Source organism: Caryophanon latum, from assembly GCF_001700325.1.
Lineage (GTDB): Bacteria > Bacillota > Bacilli > Bacillales_A > Planococcaceae > Caryophanon > Caryophanon latum.
This window is the reverse complement of sequence record NZ_MATO01000029.1, coordinates 40,007-66,154: the sequence shown is the minus strand read 5'-3', so window position 1 is coordinate 66,154 and position 26,148 is coordinate 40,007. Positions and strand designations below refer to the sequence as shown.

The 26,148-nt window shown below is 43.4% G+C and carries 20 protein-coding genes, 2 pseudogenes and 1 riboswitch; of the genes and pseudogenes, 19 read left to right on the top strand and 3 right to left on the bottom strand.

Translation table 11 applies throughout. The annotated features are described in order from the left end of the window. Positions 1-179: 179 nt before the first annotated feature. The 7 genes from A6K76_RS07145 (at position 180) to A6K76_RS07115 (ending at position 8,782) form a co-directional block, all read left to right on the top strand. Positions 180-686: a YehS family protein gene (locus tag A6K76_RS07145; protein WP_066463519.1), complete on the top strand. Its 507-nt coding sequence runs from the start codon at positions 180-182 to the stop codon at positions 684-686. Positions 687-773: 87 nt separating this feature from the next. Continuing rightward, positions 774-2,207, top strand: a complete 1,434-nt coding sequence (locus A6K76_RS07140; RefSeq protein ID WP_066463517.1) for a GGDEF domain-containing protein — start codon at positions 774-776, stop codon at positions 2,205-2,207. Then, complete coding sequence (locus tag A6K76_RS07135; RefSeq protein ID WP_066463515.1) at positions 2,207-3,589, top strand: GGDEF domain-containing protein; 1,383 nt, start codon at positions 2,207-2,209, stop codon at positions 3,587-3,589. The genes A6K76_RS07140 and A6K76_RS07135 overlap by 1 nt, the downstream gene beginning before the upstream one ends. A 79-nt stretch (positions 3,590-3,668) precedes the next feature. Next, the gene (locus tag A6K76_RS07130; RefSeq protein ID WP_066463514.1) at positions 3,669-4,556 is read left to right on the top strand and encodes a radical SAM/SPASM domain-containing protein; all 888 of its coding nucleotides are present in this window, start codon (positions 3,669-3,671) and stop codon (positions 4,554-4,556) included. Beyond that, positions 4,556-4,750 carry a cysteine-rich CWC family protein gene (locus tag A6K76_RS16505; protein WP_169817994.1) on the top strand — a complete coding sequence of 65 codons (195 nt, stop codon included), beginning with the start codon at positions 4,556-4,558 and terminating at the stop codon, positions 4,748-4,750. The genes A6K76_RS07130 and A6K76_RS16505 overlap by 1 nt, the downstream gene beginning before the upstream one ends. Positions 4,751-5,588: 838 nt before the next feature. After that, positions 5,589-6,929: a DUF2252 domain-containing protein gene (locus A6K76_RS07120; protein ID WP_066463512.1), complete on the top strand. Its 1,341-nt coding sequence runs from the start codon at positions 5,589-5,591 to the stop codon at positions 6,927-6,929. Positions 6,930-7,030: 101 nt separating this feature from the next. Continuing rightward, entirely contained in the window at positions 7,031-8,782 is a 1,752-nt protein-coding gene (locus A6K76_RS07115) for a methyl-accepting chemotaxis protein (RefSeq protein WP_139108659.1), read from the top strand. Between the two features lie 37 nt (positions 8,783-8,819). Here the strand turns inward: A6K76_RS07115 and A6K76_RS07110 are convergent, their stop codons facing one another. Further along, the gene (locus tag A6K76_RS07110) at positions 8,820-9,398 is read right to left on the bottom strand and encodes a metallophosphoesterase family protein (RefSeq protein WP_066463510.1); all 579 of its coding nucleotides are present in this window, start codon (positions 9,396-9,398) and stop codon (positions 8,820-8,822) included. A 255-nt stretch (positions 9,399-9,653) separates the two neighbouring features. Between A6K76_RS07110 and A6K76_RS07105 the strand changes: the two genes are divergently transcribed. The 7 genes and pseudogenes from A6K76_RS07105 to A6K76_RS17265 form a co-directional block, all read left to right on the top strand. After that, positions 9,654-10,790, top strand: coding sequence for an acyl-CoA dehydrogenase family protein (locus tag A6K76_RS07105; RefSeq protein WP_066463508.1), 1,137 nt, complete (start codon positions 9,654-9,656; stop codon positions 10,788-10,790). Between the two features lie 138 nt (positions 10,791-10,928). Then, the gene (locus tag A6K76_RS07100) at positions 10,929-11,837 is read left to right on the top strand and encodes a C39 family peptidase (RefSeq protein WP_066463502.1); all 909 of its coding nucleotides are present in this window, start codon (positions 10,929-10,931) and stop codon (positions 11,835-11,837) included. 97 nt (positions 11,838-11,934) lie between these two features. Further along, positions 11,935-13,122, top strand: a complete 1,188-nt coding sequence (locus A6K76_RS07095; protein ID WP_066463501.1) for a DEAD/DEAH box helicase — start codon at positions 11,935-11,937, stop codon at positions 13,120-13,122. Positions 13,123-13,331: 209 nt separating this feature from the next. Then, positions 13,332-14,213 (top strand): SGNH/GDSL hydrolase family protein, encoded by an 882-nt coding sequence (locus A6K76_RS07090; protein ID WP_066463499.1) that lies wholly within the window; start codon positions 13,332-13,334, stop codon positions 14,211-14,213. A gap of 113 nt (positions 14,214-14,326) precedes the next feature. Further along, complete coding sequence (locus tag A6K76_RS07085; RefSeq protein WP_066463493.1) at positions 14,327-15,481, top strand: exonuclease SbcCD subunit D; 1,155 nt, start codon at positions 14,327-14,329, stop codon at positions 15,479-15,481. Next, positions 15,478-16,269 (top strand): annotated as a pseudogene (locus tag A6K76_RS17270) (AAA family ATPase); the annotation flags it as partial. The gene A6K76_RS07085 and the pseudogene A6K76_RS17270, both read left to right, overlap by 4 nt. A gap of 1,728 nt (positions 16,270-17,997) precedes the next feature. Next, positions 17,998-18,549 (top strand): annotated as a pseudogene (locus tag A6K76_RS17265) (SbcC/MukB-like Walker B domain-containing protein); the annotation flags it as partial. A gap of 242 nt (positions 18,550-18,791) precedes the next feature. Here A6K76_RS17265 and A6K76_RS07075 read toward each other — a convergent pair. Continuing rightward, the gene (locus A6K76_RS07075; protein ID WP_211271746.1) at positions 18,792-19,133 is read right to left on the bottom strand and encodes a magnetosome magnetite crystal formation protein family; all 342 of its coding nucleotides are present in this window, start codon (positions 19,131-19,133) and stop codon (positions 18,792-18,794) included. 76 nt (positions 19,134-19,209) lie between these two features. Beyond that, a riboswitch (TPP riboswitch) is annotated at positions 19,210-19,316 on the top strand. Between the two features lie 113 nt (positions 19,317-19,429). Here A6K76_RS07075 and thiT point away from each other — a divergent pair. Both thiT and map read left to right on the top strand, forming a co-directional pair. Further along, positions 19,430-19,984, top strand: coding sequence for an energy-coupled thiamine transporter ThiT (thiT, locus tag A6K76_RS07070; protein ID WP_066463487.1), 555 nt, complete (start codon positions 19,430-19,432; stop codon positions 19,982-19,984). A 108-nt stretch (positions 19,985-20,092) separates the two neighbouring features. Then, a complete protein-coding gene (map, locus tag A6K76_RS07065; protein ID WP_066463485.1) occupies positions 20,093-20,848 on the top strand; it encodes a type I methionyl aminopeptidase in 756 nt (251 codons plus the stop codon). A 44-nt stretch (positions 20,849-20,892) separates the two neighbouring features. On the opposite strand, the gene A6K76_RS07060 is transcribed toward map, so the two are convergent. Next, the gene (locus tag A6K76_RS07060; protein WP_066463484.1) at positions 20,893-21,768 is read right to left on the bottom strand and encodes a hypothetical protein; all 876 of its coding nucleotides are present in this window, start codon (positions 21,766-21,768) and stop codon (positions 20,893-20,895) included. A 218-nt stretch (positions 21,769-21,986) separates the two neighbouring features. Between A6K76_RS07060 and A6K76_RS07055 the strand changes: the two genes are divergently transcribed. The 3 genes from A6K76_RS07055 (at position 21,987) to A6K76_RS07045 (ending at position 26,144) form a co-directional block, all read left to right on the top strand. Continuing rightward, positions 21,987-23,201 carry a carboxylate--amine ligase gene (locus tag A6K76_RS07055; RefSeq protein ID WP_066463483.1) on the top strand — a complete coding sequence of 405 codons (1,215 nt, stop codon included), beginning with the start codon at positions 21,987-21,989 and terminating at the stop codon, positions 23,199-23,201. Between the two features lie 370 nt (positions 23,202-23,571). Further along, a complete protein-coding gene (locus tag A6K76_RS07050; RefSeq protein WP_066463481.1) occupies positions 23,572-24,336 on the top strand; it encodes a polyphosphate kinase 2 family protein in 765 nt (254 codons plus the stop codon). Between the two features lie 14 nt (positions 24,337-24,350). Next, on the top strand, positions 24,351-26,144 hold the full coding sequence (locus A6K76_RS07045; protein ID WP_066463480.1) for a M3 family oligoendopeptidase: 1,794 nt from the start codon (positions 24,351-24,353) through the stop codon (positions 26,142-26,144). Positions 26,145-26,148 lie beyond the last annotated feature (4 nt).

The following is a 26,148-nucleotide window of genomic DNA, read 5'->3' as shown; positions in this document are numbered from 1 at the left end:
AAGTTCGTTATGAAACTTTGCGTTATTCATCTTAATTGAACCGCCGTATACGGATCCGTACGTACTGTGGTGTGAGAGGTCGGGAGTTAATCACTCCCTCCTACTCGATTTGTAAAAAGTGACACCTTCAACAATTTCTATTACAATGAAATATTAGATGATAATTAAAGGAGCAAAACATGACAAATAATGATTTATTAATTCGCTTACGTTATGCATTAGATTTAAAAAATCGAGAAATGGTTGAAATTTTTAGCTTAGGTGGCTACAATATGTCACCAGAGAAGCTGCCAAAATATTTAGCGAAGCCGACGCTTGATGAAGAAGGCGAGGTTGTGCCAACTGACGATTACATTGCGTGCAATGATGCGCTGTTTGAAAAGTTTATGAACGGTTTTGTGACATATAAGCGTGGCAAGCAGGAAATGAAGCCTGGGCAAATGCCACCACCAGCACCGAAGAAAAAAGATCATCCAAATAATATCTTATTGAAGCGTATCAAAATCGCGCTTAGCTTGACGACGGAGGATATGATTGAAATTTTTTATGATGCAGGCTTAAACGTATCAAAAGGTGAGCTAGGAGCGATTATGCGTAAAGCGGATCATCGCAACTATAAGGAATGTGGCGATAACTTTGCACGTAACTTTTTAAAAGGGTTAACGTTAAAATACCGCAACGACTAATGATGAAGCTTATTTAAGATGATTATCTTAAATAAGCTTTTTTTGATAGAATATATCTAACAGTTCGAAATGAAAGAAGGTGACAAAGTGTCTATAGGTAATGAAGAATATGTAAAAACGCTAGACGAGCTTTTTAATTCTAGAAAGCATCAGCAATTTGAAGAGTTGTATCCATCAGTTGAACAGCTATTAATTGCAGAAAAAGAATATGAGTTGTTAACGAAAATTTATATGTTACGTGCTTTAATGTACTATCAACTTAGCGATATTGAAGAATTGGTGAAATTTCTATCAAAGCACTTCACATTATTTCGTAAATATGCGAGTGATGAAGATTTTATGCGCTACAAAAATGCACGTACCATTGCTTTAGAGATGAACGGGTATTATGATGGCTTTTACGAGCAAATGATGGAAATAAAAGAGTACGGAGAAGCACATGGCAACGAATTATTAGTTGTAAACGCGCTTACGAATATCGGAATGTTGAAAGTTCATACAGAGCAGCATACGGATGCATTGCCTTACTTTTTTGAGGCGTATGACATTACGCTTCCGATGAAGGACGCGGATATGAAAATGTATAATAATCATTATTTAATTATTAACAATTTATTCGCGACGTATTTGCGAATGAGTGATTTTCAGTCGGCGGCGCGTTATTTACATTTAGAGGAGCCGTTCAAAAAATGTTACCCGCGCTATGATATGCTTTATCGTACGAACGTAGCAAAATACTACGCAGCGACGAATGAATTTACCGAGGCACAGCGACGACTTACGCTACTACAAGCTGAAATTGATGCAGATCCAACAAAATCAATGTATAAATTAGAGACATTACAATGTGAAAACTTAATTGCGAAAAATAGCGGAGACTTGCAGCGACAAAAGGAAGTATATAAACAGCTTATTGCGATTCAAAAGAAAAGTAAGCAAGACCGCCTACTTCAGCTCATTATGCAAAGTACGCATCAGTCAGCACGTCATGAGTTAATCGAAGTTTCACAATGTGATCCGCTTACGAAACTATGGAATCGCCGTGGCTTTATTCATCGAACGGAGCAGGTGAAGCGCGCTAATCGTGATGCGACGTATGTAGCATGTGCGATGCTTGATATTGATTACTTTAAGCAAATTAACGATCAATACGGTCATTTAGCAGGGGATCAAGTCATTTGCCAAGTGGCGGCATTGTTGAAGAAGTATGAGCAGTCTGGTTTTGTATGTGCGCGGTACGGCGGCGATGAATTTATTTTAACGTTTTTAGAAAATGATGAGCAGCGCATTACTAATAAAGTAGAGACATTGTATGCGGAGCTACGACAAACGGTTTTCTCATACAATGACGTGACGATTCCGGTAACGCTAACGATGGGGGTCGTCTACGTAATGAGAAACGAAACGTGCCCGGTAGAGAAGCTAGTATCGTTAGCTGACTGTGCGATGTATGAAGTGAAGCGTAACGGACGAGCGTATTACGTTATAAAGCCGATTAGTCAAGAGGAGGTTGTTGTGTAGTGAAGCGACATACAGATGTGTTATTTCAAAAGGTGAATACGCATTATGAGGCGCAGCAATATCCACAATTTTTTGAGTTAATTGATAGTGCCCTTTTGTTAGCAGAGCAAGAGGGCGATATGGAAACAGTCGTTGATTTTACGTTAAAAAAAGCAGCTGCTTATTTCCATTTTTCTGATTATGAAATTGCGATTCAGGCGTTGAAAGATTTAGAGAGCTCAATCGATGATCAATCGGATGAGGCACGCATTCGCTATATGAATTTAAAGGCGGCGGTGTACGGAGCGCTAAATGATTTAGAGTCGTGTTACCGGTATTTATGTGATGCTAAAACGCTCGCGGAGGAACAGCAAAGCTTTGAAATTTTAATGGTCATTGAAGCGAATATTACGCATTACTTTTTTGAAAAAGCGCGTTATGATGAAGCGCTCGTTCATTTAGAGCGAGCTTTTGTTATTTGTGAGCAAATTAATTATGAGCGCAAGCAGCCGTATGTGTCGCTGCATGCACGTTACATTAGTATTTGTGTCGAGCAAAAAAAGTTTGAAGAAGCAGGCGCGCGCATCGCTTATATAGAAAGTTATTCGAACATAGAAAAGCAATCGTATTACAAATATTTCGTTAAGGCAGTCGTTGTGTATGAATGTGCTTTACAGCAATACGAGCGTGCGTATATACGTCTTCAAAAAGAAATGCAGCGCTTTGCACAAAATGAACGGATGTATGATTATTTTTACGAGCAGTTTATCGACGTAGCAGAGCATGTCGAGCCGCTAGAGCAATATATCAAAACACTCGAAACATATTACGAGTACATTTTAGAGCAGCAAAAGCAGCAGCAACAACAGCGGGCAGAGCGCATTGATATGTACTTTAAAGTTGACCATTTAGAGGAGCTTACGTGGCTAGATGCGCTGACGCAAATTAAAAATCGTCGTTATTTACAAGACCGTGCAAGCGATTGGCTAAATGAGGTGACTACGCCGGTTGCTGCCATTATATTTGATGCGGATCATTTTAAAAAAATTAATGATACTTACGGGCACGATGTTGGCGATGAGGTTATTTGCTTAATGGCAAAATGTGCCGCGGCCTTTTTTGATAAGCATAAGGCGCTATTTGTACGGTACGGAGGCGATGAATTTCTCGCGTTATGCCCTATTGAAAATGAAGACAAGCTTATATTGCTACTACAAACGTTTCAAAGTATGATGCATGCGCAAAGTTACGCCAAACATGAAACGTTACAAATTAGCATCGGTGCAACATTTCATGATGAACGACCGTATCATTTAAATCAGCTCATTCACGAGGCAGATAAGGCGCTTTATTCTGTAAAGCAAGATGGACGTCATCGCTTTTCGATTTATGCGAGCAGCTGAGTAAGCGTGACATTGTACGTTCATCGTAAAAGTTTGCTACAATACTCTTTTACGAAAAAACTAGGAATGGTGAAGAACGTTGAAAACATTTAAAAAAGTATATATTGAAATTACGAGCGTCTGTAACTTAGCGTGCAGCTTTTGCCCGCCAACGCTTCGCACAAAAGGTATGATTAAAGTCGAGCAATTTGAAAAAACGCTCGATCAGCTTGTTGGGCATACGAAATACATTTACTTGCATGTAAAAGGCGAGCCGCTGCTGCATAACCGTATCGATCAGCTGCTTGATGCGGCACATGAGCGCGGCTTCAAAGTAAATATTACGACGAACGGGACGCTCATTAAAAAAAATAGCCATAAGCTGCTCGGTAAGCCAGCGCTTCGCCAAGTGAACTTTTCTCTGCATAGCTTCGACGGTCACGAAGGCTCAGAAAACCGCGAAAAATATTTAGAGGATATTTTACAGTTCGTGCGTGATTCACGCGAGTACAATACGATCATTAGTTATCGCTTATGGAATTTACAACGTGACGAGCAAACCGATCTAGATCGTCGTAAAAACCGCGAAACGCTTGATATTTTAGAAAATGAATATGATTTAGATTTCAAAATTGAAGAGCGTGTTGAACCAGGTAAAGGCGTAAAAATTGCGAAAAACGTTTACTTAAATCAAGATCATGAATTCCGTTGGCCGAGCTTACTTGCACCAGAAGATAAAGGAAAAGGTTTCTGTCATGCACTGCGCAGTCACGCGGCGATTTTAGTCGATGGAACGGTCGTGCCGTGCTGCTTAGATGGTGAAGGAGTTATTAATTTAGGGAACATTCATGAGCAAAAGTTCGGTGATATTGTCGAAGGTGAGCGTGCGACAAATTTAGTCGAAGGATTTTCGCGTCGTGAAGCGGTCGAGGAGCTATGTCGTAAATGTGGTTATCGTCAAAAGTTCGGAATGGAGATGGACTGGTAATGGAATGCCCAATTTGCAAGTTAGCTAATGCATGTTTAGCAGGCACGCCAAATGTCTCATCTTGCTGGTGCATGAACAAGCAGTTTGACGAATGGGTACTATCGCAAATACCAGAACAATACAAACATAAAGCGTGCATTTGTGAAGCGTGCTACGTGAAATATAGTGAAATGTTACAGAAGCCACAGCGATAAAGTGGCTTCTGTTTTTGTATATAGAGATTGAACTTTTGAATAGTACATGAGGAAAGGATCGTTCTGACGTGGAGGCGGCGACTTCTGCGGGACAAGCAAAAGTTCTTTTGCGACGAGTAATCGCAGGAGCAAAATCCTTTCTGCCTCGAGTAACCGCAGAGGCACTCGAGCCGAAAATCGTGGAACAAAAGGCTCAATTCGTCGCGTCCATGCGACAACGCCTTTGTGACCAACATCATGTTGCCCTCCGCGAAAAGCGTCCGCCGAAACAAAACAACGGTTAATATATTAAGTTCATTATATATAACGAGCTTTTAAGTAAATTATGGTTCATCACCGTAAGCTGGGGTTGACGTATAAAAGTCGCTTGAAACGAGAGGCGGACTCCAGCGGGAAAAGCGCGAGCCTCAAGACCCCGCAGTCGTGAGGCACGAACGACGAGAAGGCTTGAGCGTGACACGAAAGGAACAAGGAAGGCAATGAGCGCCCATTTCCTTCAAAACAAACCGACGCCCGCGGAAAGCGACGAGCAGCTAGCGGAGCTTTTGAAAAATTTCTAGTACATGCGCAAACGTATAAGCAAAATAAGCGATTACAAATTAGCGACGTTTCATCGTGAGAGACCACATGATGTTGAAAAGCTCATCCAAGAGGCAGCCAGAGCGCTTTATAAGGTGAAGGAAGAGAGACGCCACCATTTTTCAATTTATTAAAAAAATAAAGCGTGCATTTGTGAAGGATGTTATACAAAATATAGCGAAATGTTAAAGAAGCCAAAAATAATGAAGTGGCTTCTGTTTATATTGTTTACGATATGATAACGAAAGAGGGAAAACGAATGAAGCATTATGAAGAGCGTGTAAAAGAAACGAGAAAAAGCATACGAAAACATTTACTGGAGCAGATTTTTCATGAATTTGATGTTGAAACGTTACGATTAAGTGAAGAGGGACGACAGGAGAAATATCGCAAAATGGTAGAAAGTCCGTTTCGCTTCTTCCGTGGCAGTGCGTATTTATTTTACTTTGACCATGCGAATGTTCCGTCGCCATACCATACAGCTGAGAATGCACCGATTTGGATTCAAGGTGATTTGCATATGGATAACTTCGGTGCGTTTCAAAATGAAGATGGCGACATCGTATACGACATTAACGACTTTGATGAAGGCTATATCGGCTCGTATTTGTACGACATTTTGCGCATGAGCATTAGCATCGTGTTATACACAGAGGAGGAAGGCTATACGAATGAAGAGCAAAACCGCTTTATTCGCCAATATATCGAAGGTTACGTGAAGCAATTGAAGCGCTTTGTGTCGGGTAAGGACGATCCGATGACACTTATTTTCACGAAGGACAATACGCGTGGACCGATTAAGCGCGTGCTCAAGAAGCTTGAACAGCGCAAGGAAAACCATTTACTACAAGATATTACGACAGTAGATGAGCAAGGTAAGCGACAATTTATTGAAAGTGAAGAAATTGAGCGAGTTAGCGGGGAAGAGGCTGCTAAAATTCAAGCTGTAGCAAACGACTATTATAGTTCTTTAGATGAGAGAGACCAAAGAACCATTACATTTTATGACCTACATGATATTGTTAAAAAGTACGGTACAGGTACGGCGTCTATAGGCCTAAAACGTTATTATGCACTTGTGGAAGGTGAGCGAGATGCGGCAGAACTTGAAGATTTAGTGCTTGAAATTAAAGAAGTACGTGCTGCAATACCGGCTTACTTTTTAAACTACCGTGAAGATTTTTGGAAGAAATATCGTCATCAAGGGCATCGAGTTGTCGCAACACAAAAGGCCATGCATCATTTAGAGGACCCATATTTAGGTTACTTAACAATCGATGATCAGCAATTTTACGTGCGTGAACGTTCGCCGTACAAAAAGAAAGTAAAGCAAAAACATTATAAATCGGTTGAAGACTATGAAAAAACATTAACAATCATGGGTGCGATTACGGCAAAAAATCATAGCCGAGCAGGTATTGCACTAAATGACATCGTGCCAAATGAAAGCGAAGAAGAAATTTTAGACGCCATTAGAGATGTAGAGCAATTTATCGACTACGTATCACTTCATGCGCATTATTATGCCACTCAAGTATATGAGGATTATAATATTTTTGCGGAAAATATAGTTAACGGATTGTTTATGAAGGAAAAGTGATATTTTTGAGCTTTATTTCTCTAATAGTATGTTTATAATATTGATATTCGAGAATAAAAGGTAATAACGGTGCACAGAGACATCTATTGGAGGAAAAAAGCATGATATTTAAAAAAAAGAAAGAGATTAAATACGACTACTTCTCGGAAATGGATCGTTCAGACATTAAAGCGAACGAGCGATTTAAGGAGAAGCTAGACTTTTTGGCGCTGTCGCAAATTCGTCGTGAGTCTGTAACGTTTTTACGTGAAATTTATGTAGATAATCGAAATTACATTTTAGATAATTTCTATAATCGTCTATTGGAAATTCCAGAATTTAATGAAGTGATTAACACACATTCCTCTGTAGACCGTTTAAAAAAATTATTTGATGGGCATTTTATTAGTTTATTTGAAGATGAGCTTGATTTAGCGTACGTCTTCAAGCGTCGTAAAATCGCGTACACACATGCGCGAATTGGCGTGCTACCGAACTGGATGATTTCGGCGTATACGTTAATTAATCAGCTCATTATTCCACTTATTATTCAAGAATATGGACGTAACAAAAAGCATTTAATGGACGTGTTATTAGCGTATGATAGTCTTGTAACGATTGATCAGCAAATTATTGTGGAAACGTATATTGAAATCCAAGCGGGCTCAATCGTAAACGGTTTAGGTGAAATTATTAAATACAATACGCAGCTTGATCAAATTAAGCAGCTTCTGCAGTTCCAAGATGTGCAGGAGGAAGAGGTTATGTCAGCAAGTGACTCGATGCAGCAGCTCGATTCAAGCATCGAGGAAGTAGCAGAGACGATTGCGCATATTTCAGGCAGCACACAGCAGCAGCTTGAAGAGCTAAACTCAGACATTGAATCGCTTAATCATGTGAGTGAGATGCTACAGCGTACCGATGAAGGACAGCACATGATGATCGATGACGTTGCTCGTTTAGTAGAACGTGTTAATTCGGTTGCGAAACTAATTGAACTTATTACAGGCATTGCGGATCAAACGAATTTGCTAGCGCTTAATGCATCGATTGAAGCAGCACGTGCAGGCGATGCAGGAAAAGGGTTTGCGGTCGTAGCGGAGGAAGTACGAAAGCTCGCTGACGATACGAAGCGCTCGGTGACGTCGATCAATAACGACATTCAGGAGCTGCTACACATTACACAAAATATTCAGGAGATGACGAAAAAGTCAGCGCATGAGCTGCACGAAGGTGTAAGCGATACGATGCAAATTTCGGCTACGCTTTCAGAGTTAAATAAAAAGCTTCAGGAGCAGGGCGCGCGCTTTGAAGGCATTTCGCAGACGACGAGCGGACAAGCGCAGGCGGCATCAGATATTACAAGTCGTAACGAGGTTATCGCAGAAAATAGTAAGTATAGTAAAGAAATCGCGTTTAATACGGGAAATGCCATCTACACGTTAAGTAAAATGATTGACCGTTATCGTACGGAAACGATTTCACGTAACTTCATCATTAGCCAAGAGGATATTGTAGAGCTGACGATTACCGACCATTTATTATGGCGTTGGCGCATTTACAACTTATTGCTTGGCTTTGAGCAAATGACTGAAGCAGAAGTCGGCACAGCGAGAGAATCACGCTTAGGTGAATGGTATTACGGTAAAGGCAAAATGATTTTACAAAATGAACGTGCATACAAGGAGCTTGAGCAACCACATTTACAAGTGTATGATATTGCGCGCAAAGCAGTATCGGCATACAATGCAAATCGTAAAGATGAGGCAGAGCGTTATTTAGAAGATATTACGAGCGTATCGAAAATTGTAATTGAGAAGTTACAGGAGCTAAAAGAAATTTTAGTGAAGGAAAAAAATGGACATATGAAATAAAAACGTAGCGTCAGCAAATCGCTTGGCGCTACGTTTTTTATGCGTGTGCTTTTTGGAATGTGACCGTTTTAATGCCGGTGTCATATAGCGCCCATTCGTAATGATCGACGACGGAGCCGACGTTAATAAATAGCTGCTTCTTCTCGACTGTAATCGTCGTCCCATGCTTTACGACGTGACGTTCACCGTCGACGTAGTACGCAGCTTGATGTGAATGCCCGAAGAAAATAATTTCATGTGCATATTTAGGAAAAATCGCTGTCCATTCCGGTGTCCAGCTGAACTGATGCCCATGAATGAATAGCGCGTTGTCGATTTCAATTGTTTCAGGATAAGAGGTGAATTGCGCAAGCCCCGTCACCTTTGCGATGCGCTCTTCTTGATTGCCGCGCACCGTTAAAAATTGAAGATGCTGCTCGAATTTTTGTGACGTAATCGCTGCATCTTGAAGCGACATGTCACGTATGAATGCAGCTTTCTTTTTACTGACGGTGCATTCGTACAAGTCACCTAAGCAAACGATTGGCGCTTGCGGTGCAACATCACGAATGTGGCGCAGTACTTTCTTTAATGCTTTTGTGTTGGAATGTAAATCGCTAATGATGGCAATTTGCATGCGGGAAGTCTCCTTTTGCTAAATAGTAGCTATTGAATGGAACGATCGGTGAAGAAGCTTGAGCTGGCTTTCAGGAAAGCGACCAGCTGTAAATAGGTACGAGTCAACAGCTTTGATTTGTTTATCATAGCACTGTCACTTTTATTTTTGTAGCAACGGATGTGCTGCTTCGTTGTAGAATTTGTTCGGAAAATCATGCTTCATGTACGATAAATATTGTATTTGGCGTATAATGGATAAAAGGGGTGATGTTTTATGTGGACAGATGAGCAGCATATGTTTCGGCAAGCATTACGTAAAATGTTAACTAAGGAGGCATATCCGTTCGTTGACGAATGGGAGGAGGCACGCGCGATTCCACGGGCGTTTTGGCGAAAGCTAGGGGAAAATGGTTTTTTATGTCCGATGGTGGACGAGCAATACGGTGGATTAAGCTTAAACTTTAGCTACGCACGCATTTTAGCTGAGGAACTAGAGCGAGTAAGTGCAGGCGTTGCAGCAGGAATCGTATTACATTCAGATATTGTAACGCCGTACATAACGGCATATGGCAATGAGGCGCAAAAGGAAAAATATTTGCGAAAAAGCGTGAGTGGCGAATGGATCTCAGCGATTGCGATGACCGAGCCAGGTGCGGGGTCGGATTTAGCTGGCATTCAAACGACGGCAAAGCGAGACGGTGACTATTATATTTTAAACGGCGAAAAAACGTTTATTACGAATGCGATTTGTGCCGATTATATCGTCGTCGTATGCAAAACCGATCCGAGTGCAACACCTGCATATAAAGGAATTAGCTTGCTTATTGTCGACGCGGATACGCCAGGCTTTACGCGCGGCAAGCAGCTAAAAAAAGTCGGTATGCATAGCAGCGATACGGGTGAGCTCATTTTTGCCGATGCGAAAGTGCCTGTTACGAATTTGCTTGGTGAGGAAGGGCGCGGCTTTTATTATTTGATGGAAAAGTTGCAGCAGGAGCGCTTGCTTGTTGCGATTGAAACGCAAACAGAGGCGGAGTGCTGTTTAGAAATAACGATTGATTACGTTAAGTCGCGACAAGCGTTTAATAAGCGTATTGCGGACTTTCAAAATACGCAGTTTAAGCTAGCTGAAATGGCGACTGAAATTGATATCGGTCGTACGTATATTCATGAGTTAACGAGACGTCACATTGCTGGTGAGGACATTGTTAAGCAAGTATCAATGGCCAAATGGTGGATTAGCGATTTAGCGAAGCGTGTATCGGCGCAGTGCATGCAGCTGCATGGTGGTTACGGTTATATGGAGGAATACGAAATTGCACGACGCTTCCGAGATATTCCGGTAGCGGCCATTTATGCAGGTACGAACGAGGTTATGAAAGGCATTATTGCAAAGGATATTTTAGCATAATATGAGTGGTTTGGCGTAGACAGATCGCTTAGCTTCCTCTATTTTTGCTGAAAATGAGCCGAAACGCCGCATAGCTATAAGTGAGCGAAAGACGTATAATGGGGAGCGGTTAAATGAAAAGTATGAGGAATGACACACATGTTCAAAAAGAGCATTTTTTTATGCCTACTAGTAATGGTACTAGCAGGCTGTAGCGAACGAACGCTACACGTATTAACGGTTGAGTTTACGAGCGGTGCGGTCGTGCCAAACGTAAAGGTTGAGCTTATCGATGCAAAAAAAGAAAAAGTGATTGCGACGAAAATAAGCGATGATGAAGGGCGAGTTGTATTTGAAGGCTTGAAGTATAACCGTGAATATATCGTCAGCAACGTATCGATGGAGGAATCTGTCATCGTGGACTCAGAGCGTTTTACGTACGAGAAGGACATGACATATTTACTGTTTGAGACGCATTTTCCGAACAATTTGCGTGGGTTAGCGGTGCCGACGCTTGAGCAACCCGAAAAAATGAAGTCAGGTGAAGCGGTCGTTGCATTAACGTCAGTACTACAATATTATGGCATCGATGTAACGGTAACGGACGTGCTCGGAGCATTGCCGCAGCAGCCATTTATTGATAATGTCGTTGGTGGAAATCCGAACGCGGCACTTGTTGGGGATGTATATAGCGATGAAAGCTACGTGCTCGCCAAACCGATTGCGGAAGCGGCTGTAACTTTAGCGAAAAAGCACGACGTTTTATTGTCGGTGTTTGATGCAACCGGTAGCACACATTCGGAGCTACTACAAATCGTAAAAAGTGGTGTGCCGGTCATCGCATGGGTGACGAACGATTTAGCGGATCCTCAAACTACAGTATGGCAGCTTCAAGGGCAAGTTGAGACGTTTTCAATTGCGCGCAACATGGAGTCAGTCGTTATTATCGGGCATAGTCGCAAACAATTTCACGTAATATCGGATGAGACGCAAAAGCATTACGACGAGGCATTATTTTTAGAGCGCTTTACGCAGCTCGGCGCACAAGCGGTTGTCATTCGAAAATAAACGAAAAACATGCTATACTACAAAGCAAATAGTGCATATTTTAAGGGGGGTCATATAGCCCTCCTTTTTTAATTATACGAATAGAAGGTGGACGATTATGTCAGTAGTACAATTATTAAACGAGCAGTTACAAGCGAAGTGGAGCTTTGAAGCGCCGATGAAAGTTCAAGAGGAGCTCATTCCTTTAATGTTAGAAGGAAAGGACGTTGTTGCACAGTCGCCAACAGGTTCTGGTAAAACACTTGCGTACACATTACCAATTTTAAATAAAGTAGACGGCAGCAAAAAGCAAACGCAAGCACTTATTGTTGCACCATCACAAGAACTTGCAATGCAAATTGTCAATGTTATTCGCGACTGGACAGAAGGAACAAACATTACAGTGCAGCAACTAATCGGCGGGGCGAACTCAGCGCGTCAAATCGAAAAATTAAAGAAAAAGCCGACGATTGTCGTTGGGACACCAGGGCGTTTAAATGAGCTAGCACGCGCAGGTAAACTAAAGCTAAAAGAAGTGGAAACAATCGTATTAGATGAGTGCGATCAATTGCTTAGCCGAGAATACCGCGTTGTCGTAAAATCATTTATCGATGCATCGGCATTCGGTCGTCAAATTGTCGTTGTATCTGCGACGGTGACAGAGGAAATTGAGTTAGTAGCAGAGCGCTTAATGTTTGAGCCAGCGCGCATCGTCATTCGCCCAGAGGATATGCCAGCAGGTGGAAAAGTTGTGCATTCATTCGTGAAAGTGGATGAACGTGACAAAACGGATTTACTGCGCCGTCTATCGTATCAAGACGGGCTGCAGGCGTTAGCGTTCGTCAACAACATCGACCAAGTGATCATGAAGGAAAACAAATTAAAGTTCCGCGATGCAAAAGTTGTAACGCTACACTCAGAAATGAAAAAAGAAGAGCGTCAAAAAACGTTACAAGCGTTCCGTAAAGGCGAGGCGAAAATTTTAATCGCAACAGACATCGCAGCACGTGGGTTAGACATCGACGGCTTAACGCACGTTATTCACGTAGACGTACCGCGCACGGTAGAGCAGTATTTACATCGCTCTGGTCGTACAGGTCGTGCCGGTGCAGATGGTGAAGTCATCGCATTTTTATCGTATCACGACGAGAAGGACTATAAAAAATTAACGCGTGATTTACCGAAAAAGCCAGTGCAAAAAATTTGGCATGACGGCGCATTAATTGAAGGGAACTCAAAAACAGTGAGCGCCCCAACGCCGAAAAAAGCACCAGCAAAAGGAAAAACATTTGCGAAAAAGCGATAATTAATCATTTCTATATACAAAGAGATTGAAATGTAGAATGTGAACGAGGCTCGAAACAAGAGGCGGACTCCAGCGAGAAAAGCGTGAGCGACAAACTAAAAGCTTACGTCACGCTCGAGGAATGTGAGTTGCAATGTGCGCTCAGCCGATTACTGACGAAGGAACAGCGCATTAAATGACATAACGATGCTTTTTAGGAGCGTGACAAAATGAAGCGTGTTGTAATGATTGTAAGTATGTTCATGTTATTAGCATTTCCGATACAAGCAGCGGAGCGTTACGTTTCGCTTGGAGACTCATTAGCGGCGGGGCAAACACCAAACAGCATGATTGACGCTGGCTATAGCGATTTCATTGCATTGCGTCTTGCATCGCGCGGGGAGTTAGCGCATTTTACGAAGGAGCTCGCGTTTTCAGGATTTACGACAGAGCAAGTGCTACAGCGCGTAAAGGAGCCGTTCGCACAGCCGATTTTGCGTGATGCGACGCTCATTACGATTTCAGCTGGTGCGAATGATTTACTGCGCCTTGTGAATGCAAACAACGTAACAGGTGACGTAACGTTTGACCAATTTGCGGCGGACTTTGCACTCAATAACGTGCGTGAAAATACAGACGCCATATTAAAAGAGCTTAAGCTACGTGCACCGAATGCAAGCGTTGCGATCATCGGTTATTATTTCCCGTACCCTCATGTGCATAACGCGCAAAAGGAAGGGCTTAGTGCGCAGCTTGCGACACTCAATACGATTTTACAGCAGCAAGCAGAGAGCAACGGTGCGACGTTTGTGTCAGTCGACGAGGCATTCGGACTTGACGCGACGCATTACTTGCCAAATCCAACCGACGTACACCCGAACTTTGACGGCTACATGGCGATGGCGAATGCGTTTTTAAGTGACGCTGGCATAAGCTCGTTAACGCGCGCGGAGCTACCGGCTGAAAATTCGAAAACGTTTGAGGAAGTATTGCAGCAGCTACAAGCAGCACAAACGAAGGTGACCGCTGAGGCGACGTCTATTAAAACAATTGAACGATACGTGCCACTTCATGGTGTAGCAGCACTAAAACGTATATACGTATTACGTTAACGAGCGCACGACGAGTCGAAATTGGACTTGTCGTGCGTTTTTTCATTTTCCGAAAACCGAGAGCGTCTGTTTTTTATTGTATGGTAAAATAAAGAAAAAAAGGAGGGAACGACATGAACATTTTTCATACAGCTGATTGGCATTTAGGAAAGCTCGTCCAAGGCATGTATATGACCGAGGATCAGCAGTTTATATTGGAGCAGTTTATGCAACATGTAGAGCGCGAAAAGCCAGATGTCGTTATCGTGGCAGGTGATTTATACGACCGTGCATTGCCGCCAGTTGAAGCGGTAAAGCTATTAGATGAAGTGTTTGAAAAAATCGTACTTGAGCTCAACGTACCGGTGCTTGCAATTGCAGGTAACCACGATAGCCCCGCGCGCATTCATTACGGCAGTAAGCTACTAAAAAAAGCAGGTTTACACGTCGTCGGTCAGCTAGAAAGCGCGTTTACACCCGTTGTGACAGAAGATGCATTTGGCGTTGTGCATACATATTTATTGCCGTACGTTGATCCTGCGCAAGTGAAGCATTTTTTTAAAGATGATGCGGTAACGTCGCAGCAAACGGCGATGGCACGTATGATGGCACATTACGATACGGTGTTGCAGCGAGACGTACGCAATGTGCTTGTTGCCCATGCGTTCGTCACAAAGCACGGCGAGGAAGCGCAAAATACGAGCGACTCAGAGCGTACGTTATCAGTCGGTGGGTCCGATTGTGTGAGTGCAGAACTGTTTCAAGCATTTGATTACGTCGCGCTCGGGCATTTGCATGAGGCGCATTACGTGCTGCGCGAGTCGATTCAATATGCAGGCTCGCCGCTGAAATATTCAGTTTCTGAGCAGCATCATAAAAAAGGCTATTTACACGTCGAACTGCGCGATAAAGGGGACGTGCGCGTTGAAAAAGTACTGCTCGCACCAAGACGAGATATGCGCACGGTGGAGACGACATTGAATGAACTTTTACATATGCCGCGCAGTGACGATTACGTGTTTGTAAAGCTGTTAGACGAGCAGGCAGTACAATCCCCGATGGAACAAGTGCGCACTGTATTTCCGAACGCCCTGCACGTCGAGCGCGTCATGCCGGCAATGCAAACAGAGCAGTTGGAGCGATCAACACGTGCGAAGCGATCGACGACGGAGCTATTTTCGGCATTTATTGAGGAAATGACAGGGCAGCCAGTGCGTCCAGAAGCAGCGCAATTATTTAACGAATTGTTACAGCAAACGATGTTACAAGAACGAGAGGTGGAAGCATGAAACCATTACGTTTGACGATGACAGCATTTGGTCCGTACAAATCAACTGAAACGATCGATTTTCGACAGCTACAGCAGCACCGTTTATTCGCCATTTCAGGACAAACAGGTGCAGGGAAGACGACGATTTTTGACGGTATTTCGTTTGCGTTGTACGGCAGTGGGAGCGGTGAAGACCGAAAAGATACGAAGTCGATGCGCAGCGACTTCGCGGACGACAAAGATTACACAGCAGTCGAGCTATTATTTGAGCTGCATGGCAAAACGTATCGTGTGTTGCGCCAGCTCGGACATATTAAAAAAGGCAATAAAACAGCAACTGGCGAGCGCTACGAATTTTTTGAAGTGCACGCAGACGAAACGGAAACGCCGGCAGTCGACCGTCAAAAAGTGTCAGACATTAACAAAAAAATCGAGGAGCTAATCGGCTTAACGCAGCAGCAGTTTAAGCAAATCGTCATGCTGCCACAAGGAGAGTTTCGCAAGCTATTAACGTCTGATTCAAAAGAAAAGGAAGAAATTTTACGTAAAATTTTTAAGACGGAGCCACTCGACCAACTTGTAAAACAGCTCGACGTAAAGCGTACAGCACTTGCAAAGGACACAGCAGCAGCGAAGGCGACGTTTGAGGCGAACGTGCAGCAACTTGCGGTGTTACCGACGCGTGACTCGGCATTATTTACGCTACTACAAGGGCAGCACAATGTGTATCAGCTGCTAGAGGCGCTACTAGAGGAGGCGAGCTTTTATCGCGAGCAGCTGCCGACATTAGCGCAGCAGCTACAAGGCGCAAAGCAGCAACACGACACACTTCAGCAACAACTCGGAGCAGCGGAACGTTTAAATGAGCAGCTTGCGCAGTTTGAGCACGCAAAAGCTCATTATGCGTCATTAGAAGAGCGCCGTGACGATATGATAGCACTTCGTACAACGTGGCAGCGTGCTGACATCGCCGCAACCGTTCAACCGTATTTTGCGCAGCTACAGCAAGCTGTTCAACATGAGCAGCGAGCGAGAGCAGATGTTGAAGCGGCGAACGCGCACGAGCAAACGATCGCAGCACAGCTAGTTGAAGTGAAAAAGCAATACGACGAGCTTGCCGTACAGCAGCAACAGCGTGAGGAGCAGCGACTCGCGATTGACCGATTAGAGCAGCTCAAGCCGTTATTTGCGGAGCAGCGCCGTTTAACTGAGCAGTTACGTAGCGATACGACTGCGCTACAAGACGCACAGCAAAGCTACGACGACCACGTAAAGCGACTTGCGCAGTTTAGCGACCGCCTGCAAGACGAAAAAAAGAAGCTGCATGATTTACAGCTTGCAGCAGAACCGTTAGAGGAGCAGCGCCAAAAGCTACAAATTTTACAGGCACAATGGCAGGCGTACGAGCAACTACAGCGTCAAAATGAGGCAGTGCAGCAAAGTTTTAGCGTAGCGACGAAGCAGCACGAAGAATACGTAGCGAGCGACAGCACGTATCGTGAGGCGTACGATAAATGGCTACAAAATGAGGCGGCGCAGCTTGCGGATTTACTGCGTGACGGCGAGCCGTGTAACGTATGTGGCAGCACCGAGCACCCAAATCGCGCGACGCATCAGCAAGGCGTTGCAACGAAAGTACAGCTCGACGCACTTCGTCAACAAGCTGAACGAGCGCAGCAAGCATACAATCAAGCGCAAGCTACATATACGCAAGCACAGCAGCTACAAGCAAGCTACGTAACAGCATGTGAGGAGCTACATGTGCCGCTGCAAAATATCGCATCGCTTCAAGCGGACGTTTTAACGACCGAACAAGCAGTAGCGACGGCGTATGATGCAGCAGAAGCTGTGAAGAAGCTGCGCATCGTCATCGATAATGCAGAACAAAAGCTAGTTGCCGAGCAGCAAAATGAACGTCAAAAAAAGGACGCGTTACAGCAACTACAAACGACGCTCGCCGTTACGACGACATCGTTGCAGCAATTAAACGAACGCATGCCAAAGCACATCGCAACGAGCGAGGAGTTACAGCGCGAACTGTTGCAGCTACAGCAAGCATATAAAGAAGCAATCGACGCATGGCAGCACATTCAGCAGCTTTACCAGGCAACTGACAAGCAGTACGGTACGGCGAAGGAGCGCATCGCATTAACTGAGCAAGTAAATGCACAAGTAACGAAGCAGCGCGAGCAAGCCGAGCAAGTGTGGCAGCAGCAATTAACGAATGCAGGCTTCACAACGATTGCGGAATTTGAAGCAGCACTTCAGTCAGCAGAAGTGCGCGAAGAGATGAAGGAGCAGCTAGAGCGTTACCGCGATGAATTACAACGTGCAAAGGCAATCATTGATAGCGGTGAGCAGCTAGCGACGACAGAGCGAGTAGACGTTGCAGCATTGCACGAGCAAATTGCGACACAAAGCGACGTGCTACAAGCGGTTAGCCAACAGCACGAGCAATGTAAGCACGCGCTACAACATTGCGAAACGATGCACGATACGTTAAAAACAGCGCATGAGCAAAATGAGGAGCTGTTAAAGGAAGAGCAGGAGTTAACGACATTGTATGATTTAATGCGCGGGAAAAATGCAAAAAAAGTATCGTTTGAGCGCTACGTCCAAATTGGCTTCCTTGAACAAATTACAGAAGCGGCAAACATTCGCCTGCGCTATTTATCGAACGGGCAATTTACGCTGCAATGCTCTGATCGTTTAGAAAGTGGCGGCAAGCAAAGCGGTTTAAGTTTAGACGTGTACGATGCGTATACAGGGTTACTACGCGACGTGAAAACGTTGTCGGGCGGTGAGAAGTTTAACGCCTCGCTCGCTTTATCACTTGGCATGGCAGACGTTATTCAAAGCTTCCAAGGCAACATTCAAATCGAGACGATGTTTATTGATGAAGGGTTCGGCTCGCTTGATGAGGAAACGCTCGCAAAGGCGATTGATACGCTCGTCGACTTACAGCAATCAGGACGCATGATCGGTATTATTTCGCACGTGCAGGAGCTAAAAGCCGCGATGCCAGCCGTGCTGCAAGTAACGAAGTCGAAGGAAGGCTACAGCACGACGGAATTTTTATTGAAGTAGTCGTGACAACGTAAAAAAACCGCCTGCTCGCATTATGCAAGCAGGCGGTTTTTTCATTAACGACGCGTCGTTGGGTTGTTCTTTTTCTTATCTAAAAACTTTTTAATCATCGGGTAAACGACTGGGCCTACCTTTACAGCGAAGTTTACGATTTTTTTAACATTTAGTTTCATACAGAAGCGCTCCTTTTCATTACAATGTATATAGTGTTACTTATACCTATTTTTAGCAAGTTTAAAACGTTAATGGAACACACGGACAGTCATAACGATGCTCCAAATTGACACGACGATCGAAATGAACGTTGTTATGCCAAAGCCGATAACAAGCAGCATGTTGGGAACTTGCTCAATCATACCTGTTACACCACCAATTAGCATCGCAAAAATCGCAAACAGTGCGCTTACGACGACGATGCTTTGACCGATGATTGCACGTTTTGCATGAAAGCGCACGAAATCATCCTTTTGTGCAAAATAGACGACAATCGGTACAATGAGTGGACAAAATAAAATACTAATATAACTAAAAGCACTTAATAGCTGTTCATTTTTCACAACGGTCACCATCCCTTTCTTATTCATACGCATACATTTGAAAAAAGATTCAAAATACATTGAGAAAACATTTTTGATGCGCTATACTTAGTCCAATTAAACAGTAGACCACAAGGGGCGCTGATCAAGTCAGCTGAGATGTGCACGCATTGCACGAACTCTTTGAACCTGTAAGTTAACACTTGCGTAGGAATGTGGATAGAAACCGACTTTTCAAAGATGTCAGGCTCTGTCTTGGCATCTTTTTTATATTGCTAGGAAGTCAGTTTGCGTCATTCCTTCACTTACATGTCTATTGTCTATACGACAAAGGAGTGAATAAGATGAAGAACAAAAAACTGTTAATGCTAATGGAAATTGCGATTTTTGCGGCAATTGCGTTAGTGCTCGACCAACTATCGTTTAAACTTTGGCCTCAAGGTGGCTCAATCAGCTTAGTGATGGTGCCGATTGCGTGTATGGCGCTACGCTGGGGGCTACAAGCAGGGCTGACGACAGGGTTCATTGTCGGCGTGCTGCAAATGGCGTTTGGGGCGTACATTTTACATTGGCTACAAGCGGCAATTGATTACGGTATCGCGTTTACTGTTGTCGGCTTTATTGCGCTCGTGCGTAAGCCAGTGCTTGCAGCAATTGAGGCACGTCAAATGAAAAAGCTAGCGGGCTATATCGTGCTTGGAACGGTAATTGGTGGCATGCTTCGTTACGTCGCACATAGCGTAGCGGGCGCTGTATTTTTTGCCGAATATGCAGGTGATCAAAACGTATGGCTGTATACGATTGTATATAATGGCACGTACATGATTCCAGCAATTATTTTCACGGCAATTGTGGCGGTATTGTTATTTACATCAGCGCCACGTTTAATTCAACGATAAGTGACGCGTCACCGAAATTTTTCGGTGGCGCTTATTTTTTTAGTGTCATTGCACGACGTTATGATATAGTAAGGAATGATAATTTAACGATAAGTGAGGGATTTTGAAATGATTGTTACAACTCAAGAGGAAATCGAAGCGTTTAAAAAAATTGGGCGCATCGTTGCCGAAATTCGTGAAGAAATGAAAGCTGCGACAAAGCCAGGTGTTACAACGAAGGAATTAGACGAAATTGCTGGGCGTATGTTTGAAGAAGTTGGTGCGATTTCTGGACCAAAAGGCGAATATGACTTCCCAGGCTTTACATGTATTTCAGTAAACCATGAAGTAGCACACGGTATTCCAGGCGATAAAGTCATTCAAGAAGGCGACCTTGTAAACATTGACGTATCAGGCTCTTTAAATGGTTATTTTGCAGACACAGGCATTTCATTCGTTGTCGGCGATGGCTACGAAGATAAAGAAAAGCTATGTGCAGTGGCGAAATCAGCGTTTGACCGCGCCATGACGAAAGTAAAAGCCGGCTCACGCTTAAACCAAATCGGTAAAGCGGTAGAGCGCGAAGCAAACGACCACGGCTTAACAGTAATTATGAACTTAACAGGGCATGGTTTAGGGAAATCGTTACACGAAGCACCAGACCATATTTTAAACTATTACGATGCATGGGATGCGACGATTATGAAAGAAGGAATGGTGCTTGCAGTTGAGCCATTCATTTCAGCCGCGGCAGAGCATATCGTAGAATCAGGTGATGGCTGGACATTCATTACGCCAGACAAATCACTCGTTGCACAAATTGAGCATTCAATTATCGTGACGAAAGATAAGCCAATTATTTTAACGTCATTAGACGAACAATAAAAAAGATGTGCTACGTGTCGTACATGACGTGTAGCACATCTTTTTTATTGTAGTGGCTCTGTAAACTCAACAGGACGCGTGCGCATATAATCTTGGTAGCGACGCACTTCGCGGTATGGCAACGCACGATGCGGCGCCCGATGATTATCAATATCCATTTGATAATGCTCGAAGCGTTCCTTAGGCATATATAGCAGACGTTGGAACGGGTTGATTGCGATGGCGTTTGCGTACTTACCAAAAACGGTAAAGCCATGCCCTTTATTAAAGTACATATTTAAAATTTGACGGTTATGTGCAATAGCATATGGCGTGTTGCATAAATACCAGCAATCTTTAAACGTAATGCCAAGTAGTACGGCATACTCTAAATAGTCTTCTGCTTTCGCTAGCGTATAAGAGCGTGTTTCTTTTACGTAATGATAAAAAACAATATTTGTATCAAATGACAATAGCTCATAATAAATGAGTGGAATAACGGGCAAACGCTCACGATCTTTCATCGTTAAGTTGTTTGGTGGTCGCTCAGATACTAAAAATAAATTGTTTTTTGTGTAGTAGGAAATTTCTTTACCGATAACTTGTTGGTGTTGTGTATTTTCGTAGACGACTGCATAAAACATATTCAAAAAACAAATGATGACATATTTATCCTCATCGTAATGCGAAGAATGAATATACTGCTCACACGCTTCTTTCGTCTCGAAGCCTTCATAAAAATGATAGCTGTCATAAATTGCATTTAGCCATTCTCGGCAAAGTCCATCTTCTGTTTCAAAGTACATTGAATCTTCATCCGCCATTTTACGAGAAGAGATCAGTTTTCCCTCAAATAATCGAAGAACACGTAAATGTAATAAGTCTTTAATTAGTGTAGTCATATATTGCTCTTTTGAGGGAATTAAATCGGCGAATACCATGACAAAACCTCCTTATCTTTCAAATTGTCTATTTCATGTGCGATTTCATTTTAGCCATATAGTTTAGTTTACGAGATTGTTTTCATTTTGGGAATAAAAACGAATGCATTTCAACAAAAAAATAATACGAGACTTTGTTAAGACATGTTCGAATTCCTAGTGTATGATATTACTTAGTGAGCATACACGTATCATTAAGTTTGAGAGGAAGAATTTTTATGAAGCGACAGCCATTTTTGCCAATCATTGTTGGAACGGATATTAATGCGTACAACATGGCAATTTCTTTTCATGAAGAATATAATATCCAACCGATTTTAGTCGGTAAAGGTGTTTTACCATTTACGAATTATAGCAATATTCCACAAAAAATTGAATATGACGAAAACTTAGCAGACCCAGAACAATTTGCGAATATTTTAACGAACGTTGCGAAAAAGTATAAAAATAAAGCAAATCAGCTGCTGCTTGTCGGCACAAATGACTTATACGTGCGCCTAATCGTCGAAAATCGTGACGTGCTACAAGAGCATTTTACGTTTAACTATTTAAACGAGCAGCTTATGAACGACTTGCAATATAAGGCGAACTTTTACAAGCTATGTGAGCGCTACGGCATCGACGCACCGACGACGAAGTTTTATAGCTGTGCAAGCGACGAACCGTTTAACGAGCGCATGATGTTCCCGGTAATCGTAAAGCCAAGCAACGGCATTATGTATAGCAAGCATAAGTTTACTGGGCAGCAAAAAGTATACAAAGTGCAAGACGAGGCAGAGCTAACACGCGTCATTAACATGATTCGTGAAAGTGGCTATACGGACGAGCTCATTATTCAAGATTACATTCCAGGTGACGATACAGCGATGTGGGATTCGGTTGTGTACATGAGCTCTAAAGGGAAGCCGCAGCTCGTATCGTTTGGGCAAGTTGTGTTACAGGAGCACACTGTAACGGCAATCGGCAATTACACAGCGGTCATTTCTCGCTACAACGAGGACATGATGAAAAAGCTAGTCGGATTTTTAGAAGCGGTCGGCTACGTTGGCTTTGCGAACTTCGATTTAAAATATGACGAGCGCGACGGTAAGTTTAAAGTGTTCGAAGTAAACATTCGACAAGGACGCTCAAGCTATTACGTAACAGCGCTCGGTCATAATATGGCACGCTACTTTGTCGACGATTTAATCGGCAATAAAGTAAAGGACTGCACATATTTAGATGGTGAAGTATTATTTTCAGTCGTGCCGAAAATCGTCTTAAAGAAGTTCGTCGACGATCCACAAGTGAAGCAAGACATTCAGCGCCTCATTAAACAAAAGAAGCTCGTGAATCCGCTGTTTTACAAAAAGGATAAGCACTTCAAACGCAAGCTGTACTTAGCGATGCGTCAAGTGAACTATTACAAAAAATATAAAGAGAATGTGTGGTAACATGCACGCGAAGCCGCTTGAATTTATTTTCAAGGGGCTTTTTATAAATACCAATTTTTAGCCTAGTCAAGTACAATAAAGATAGGTTCTATGTCTGTTGATAAGCCACTTTTATACAGCTAAGTCGGTTGTTTTCAGCTACAAAACTGAGATCAATGTGGCTTTGTCATGGCAGAGCGCGGGCGGTGAGCCCCAGGAGATTTATTTGCGACGAGTAACCGCAGGAGCACCACGAGCCGCAATACGCGCACTGCCAAATTGAATGGCTAATCAACATAATAGCACAGTTCATCGCGGGAAATAGAGTCCACCTCGACGTGAAGCAACGTAGCGCATTAAGAGCCTACATAACAAAAAGGGAGATGTTTACATGGTTCAACAATTAGCAGATTTACAGCTCGACAAAACGATCGAAAAATCAAAATATAAAAAAGAAATTAAAAAGCTACAATACGAAATGCTCAACGCACAGCAATTTTTACGCCACAACAATTTAAGTCTCGTGCTCGTGTTTGAAGGGATGGACGCAGCAGGTAAAGGTGGCGCAATTAAACGTTTAACAGAGCGCTTAGACCCACGTGGCTACGTCGTACATCCAATCGCTGCGCCACGTCCACACGAAAAAGAATATCACTACTTATACCGCTTCTGGACGCGCTTACCACAATACGGCCAAATCGCTATTTTTGATCGCTCATGGTACGGACGTGTGTTAGTAGAGCGCATTGAAGGCTTCGCACGCACAGAGCAATGGACGCGCGCATACGACGAAATTAACGAGTTCGAGCGTCAATTAACAGATGAAAACTACATCGTCTTAAAGTTTTGGTTACACGTATCGGAGGATGAGCAGCTACAGCGCTTTGAGCAACGTAAAAATGATCCGTACAAATCGTGGAAGCTAACGGATGAAGATTGGCGCAACCGTGAAAAATTCCCGAAATACCGCGAAGCAGCAGACGATATGTTTGAAAAAACGGATAAGAAAAACGCTCCGTGGATTTTAGTTGAAGGAAACAACAAGCAATACGCGCGTGTGAAAGTATTGCGTGAGACGTTAAAGCAGCTTGAAAAAGAAGCGAAAAAGCGCGGCTTACAATTAACGAACATTATCGATAAAGAAACGAAACAATAAAAGGAGCGATTGACATGACGACGCATTATCCAGAAGTGTGGGATTTAGATGTGTTTTTTGAAGGGGGAAGTGCCTCACCTGCTTTTCGGGCACATCTTGATGCATTACCGAATCAGATTGACACACTAGCCGAAACTTTACAGCAGCTACAATTAACATCAGAGAACGATGCGCCTACGTTACGTCAAGTGCTAGAGGACATCGCGCACGTATCGCTTCAAATGCGCCAAGCAGCAGGATTCATCTCTTGCTTAACGGCACAAAATACGCAAGACAAAGAAGCGCTCGTATTACAAGGGCAGTTATCATCGATGCGTGCGACATTTGCGCCCGTGCATTTAACGCTACAGCAGCGTTTAACAGAGCTAGACGATGCGTTGTTTGAATCGTTACTTGCGCAGTCGCCACTAGCCGAATTTACGTTTATTTTGACGGAAATGCGCGACACGGCAAAGCTTGAGCTATCACCGAAAGAGGAAGCACTCATTTCAGCGCTGCAAGTAGACGGCTACGAGGCATGGGGGCAATATTATAACTTGCTCATTAGCGATTTAAAAGTGGAAGTCGAAGTGGACGGGCAAGCGCAAACGTTATCGATTGGACAGGCGAACAATTTAAGCTCGCATCCAGATGTAAACGTGCGTAAAGCGGCATTTGAAGCGCTTGAGCAAGTGTTTACAGAGCGCGAGGAATTTTTTGCAAAAGTGCTCAACCATTTAGGAGGTTTCCGCTTAGCGACGTACGAAAAGCGCGGCTGGGACAATGTGTTAGATGAGCCGCTGCGCATTAATCGCATGCAGCAAAAAACGCTCGATGCGATGTGGCAAGCAATTTGTAACAACAAGCAACCATTTATCGACTTTTTACAAAAGAAGGCAAAACTATTTGGCACAAACAAAATGGATTGGTACAATTTCGATGCACCGATTACAGAAAGCGTTTCAACAATGCCGTATTCAGAAGGGGCGCAGTTTATTTTAACGCAGTTTGAGAAGTTTGGACCAGAGCTAGCAAACTTTGCGCGCACTGCGTTTGAGGACGGCTGGATTGAAGCGGAAAACCGCGATAATAAACGTCCAGGCGGCTTTTGTACAGGGCTGCCAATGTCACAGCAGTCGCGCATTTTCATGACGTATTCAGGCACGATGTCAAACATTTCAACGCTTGCACATGAGCTAGGGCATGCATTCCACTCATATGCGCTACGACCAGTGCATGTGTTAAACCGCAGCTACGCGATGAACGTTGCGGAAACAGCATCGACATTTGCGGAAATGATCGTGTCAGACGCCGCTGTGCAAGCAGCAACGACGAAAGTGGAAAAGCTCAACTTACTTGAAGATAAAATTCAGCGCTCGGTTGCATTTTTCATGAACATTCATGCACGCTTTTTATTCGAGACGCGCTTTTACGAGGAGCGCAAAGCTGGCATCGTATCGGCGAAGCGTTTAAATGAGCTAATGTATGAGGCGCAACATGAGGCATTCGGTGAGGCATTAGGCGAGGCACATCCGCATTTTTGGGCGTCGAAAATGCACTTTTACATTACAGGCGTGCCGTTTTATAACTTCCCATACACGTTCGGCTATTTATTCTCACTTAGCATTTATGCCCATGCACAGCAGCAAGGTACAAGCTTTGAACAAAAGTATATGGCGTTGCTGCGCGACACAGCTGTCATGACGGTCGAGGAGCTGGCGATGAAGCATTTAGGTGAGGACATTACGACGCTCGATTTTTGGGAAAAAGGAATCGCGTTATGCGTAGCCGATGTGGAAGCGTTTATTCAACTTATTCAGCAAGGATGACGAC

What these genes read in the sequence shown, in the direction of transcription:
- A6K76_RS07145 (WP_066463519.1), top strand. Translation starts at nt 180, where the DNA reads ATGACAAATAATGATTTATTAATTCGCTTACGTTATGCATTAGATTTA.
- A6K76_RS16505 (WP_169817994.1), top strand. Translation starts at nt 4,556, where the DNA reads ATGGAATGCCCAATTTGCAAGTTAGCTAATGCATGTTTAGCAGGCACG.
- A6K76_RS07120 (WP_066463512.1), top strand. Translation starts at nt 5,589, where the DNA reads ATGAAGCATTATGAAGAGCGTGTAAAAGAAACGAGAAAAAGCATACGA.
- A6K76_RS07115 (WP_139108659.1), top strand. Translation starts at nt 7,031, where the DNA reads ATGATATTTAAAAAAAAGAAAGAGATTAAATACGACTACTTCTCGGAA.
- A6K76_RS07110 (WP_066463510.1), bottom strand. Translation starts at nt 9,398, where the DNA reads ATGCAAATTGCCATCATTAGCGATTTACATTCCAACACAAAAGCATTA.
- A6K76_RS07105 (WP_066463508.1), top strand. Translation starts at nt 9,654, where the DNA reads ATGTGGACAGATGAGCAGCATATGTTTCGGCAAGCATTACGTAAAATG.
- A6K76_RS07100 (WP_066463502.1), top strand. Translation starts at nt 10,929, where the DNA reads ATGTTCAAAAAGAGCATTTTTTTATGCCTACTAGTAATGGTACTAGCA.
- A6K76_RS07095 (WP_066463501.1), top strand. Translation starts at nt 11,935, where the DNA reads ATGTCAGTAGTACAATTATTAAACGAGCAGTTACAAGCGAAGTGGAGC.
- A6K76_RS07090 (WP_066463499.1), top strand. Translation starts at nt 13,332, where the DNA reads ATGAAGCGTGTTGTAATGATTGTAAGTATGTTCATGTTATTAGCATTT.
- A6K76_RS07085 (WP_066463493.1), top strand. Translation starts at nt 14,327, where the DNA reads ATGAACATTTTTCATACAGCTGATTGGCATTTAGGAAAGCTCGTCCAA.
- A6K76_RS07075 (WP_211271746.1), bottom strand. Translation starts at nt 19,133, where the DNA reads ATGAATAAGAAAGGGATGGTGACCGTTGTGAAAAATGAACAGCTATTA.
- thiT (WP_066463487.1), top strand. Translation starts at nt 19,430, where the DNA reads ATGAAGAACAAAAAACTGTTAATGCTAATGGAAATTGCGATTTTTGCG.
- map (WP_066463485.1), top strand. Translation starts at nt 20,093, where the DNA reads ATGATTGTTACAACTCAAGAGGAAATCGAAGCGTTTAAAAAAATTGGG.
- A6K76_RS07060 (WP_066463484.1), bottom strand. Translation starts at nt 21,768, where the DNA reads ATGGTATTCGCCGATTTAATTCCCTCAAAAGAGCAATATATGACTACA.
- A6K76_RS07055 (WP_066463483.1), top strand. Translation starts at nt 21,987, where the DNA reads ATGAAGCGACAGCCATTTTTGCCAATCATTGTTGGAACGGATATTAAT.
- A6K76_RS07050 (WP_066463481.1), top strand. Translation starts at nt 23,572, where the DNA reads ATGGTTCAACAATTAGCAGATTTACAGCTCGACAAAACGATCGAAAAA.
- A6K76_RS07045 (WP_066463480.1), top strand. Translation starts at nt 24,351, where the DNA reads ATGACGACGCATTATCCAGAAGTGTGGGATTTAGATGTGTTTTTTGAA.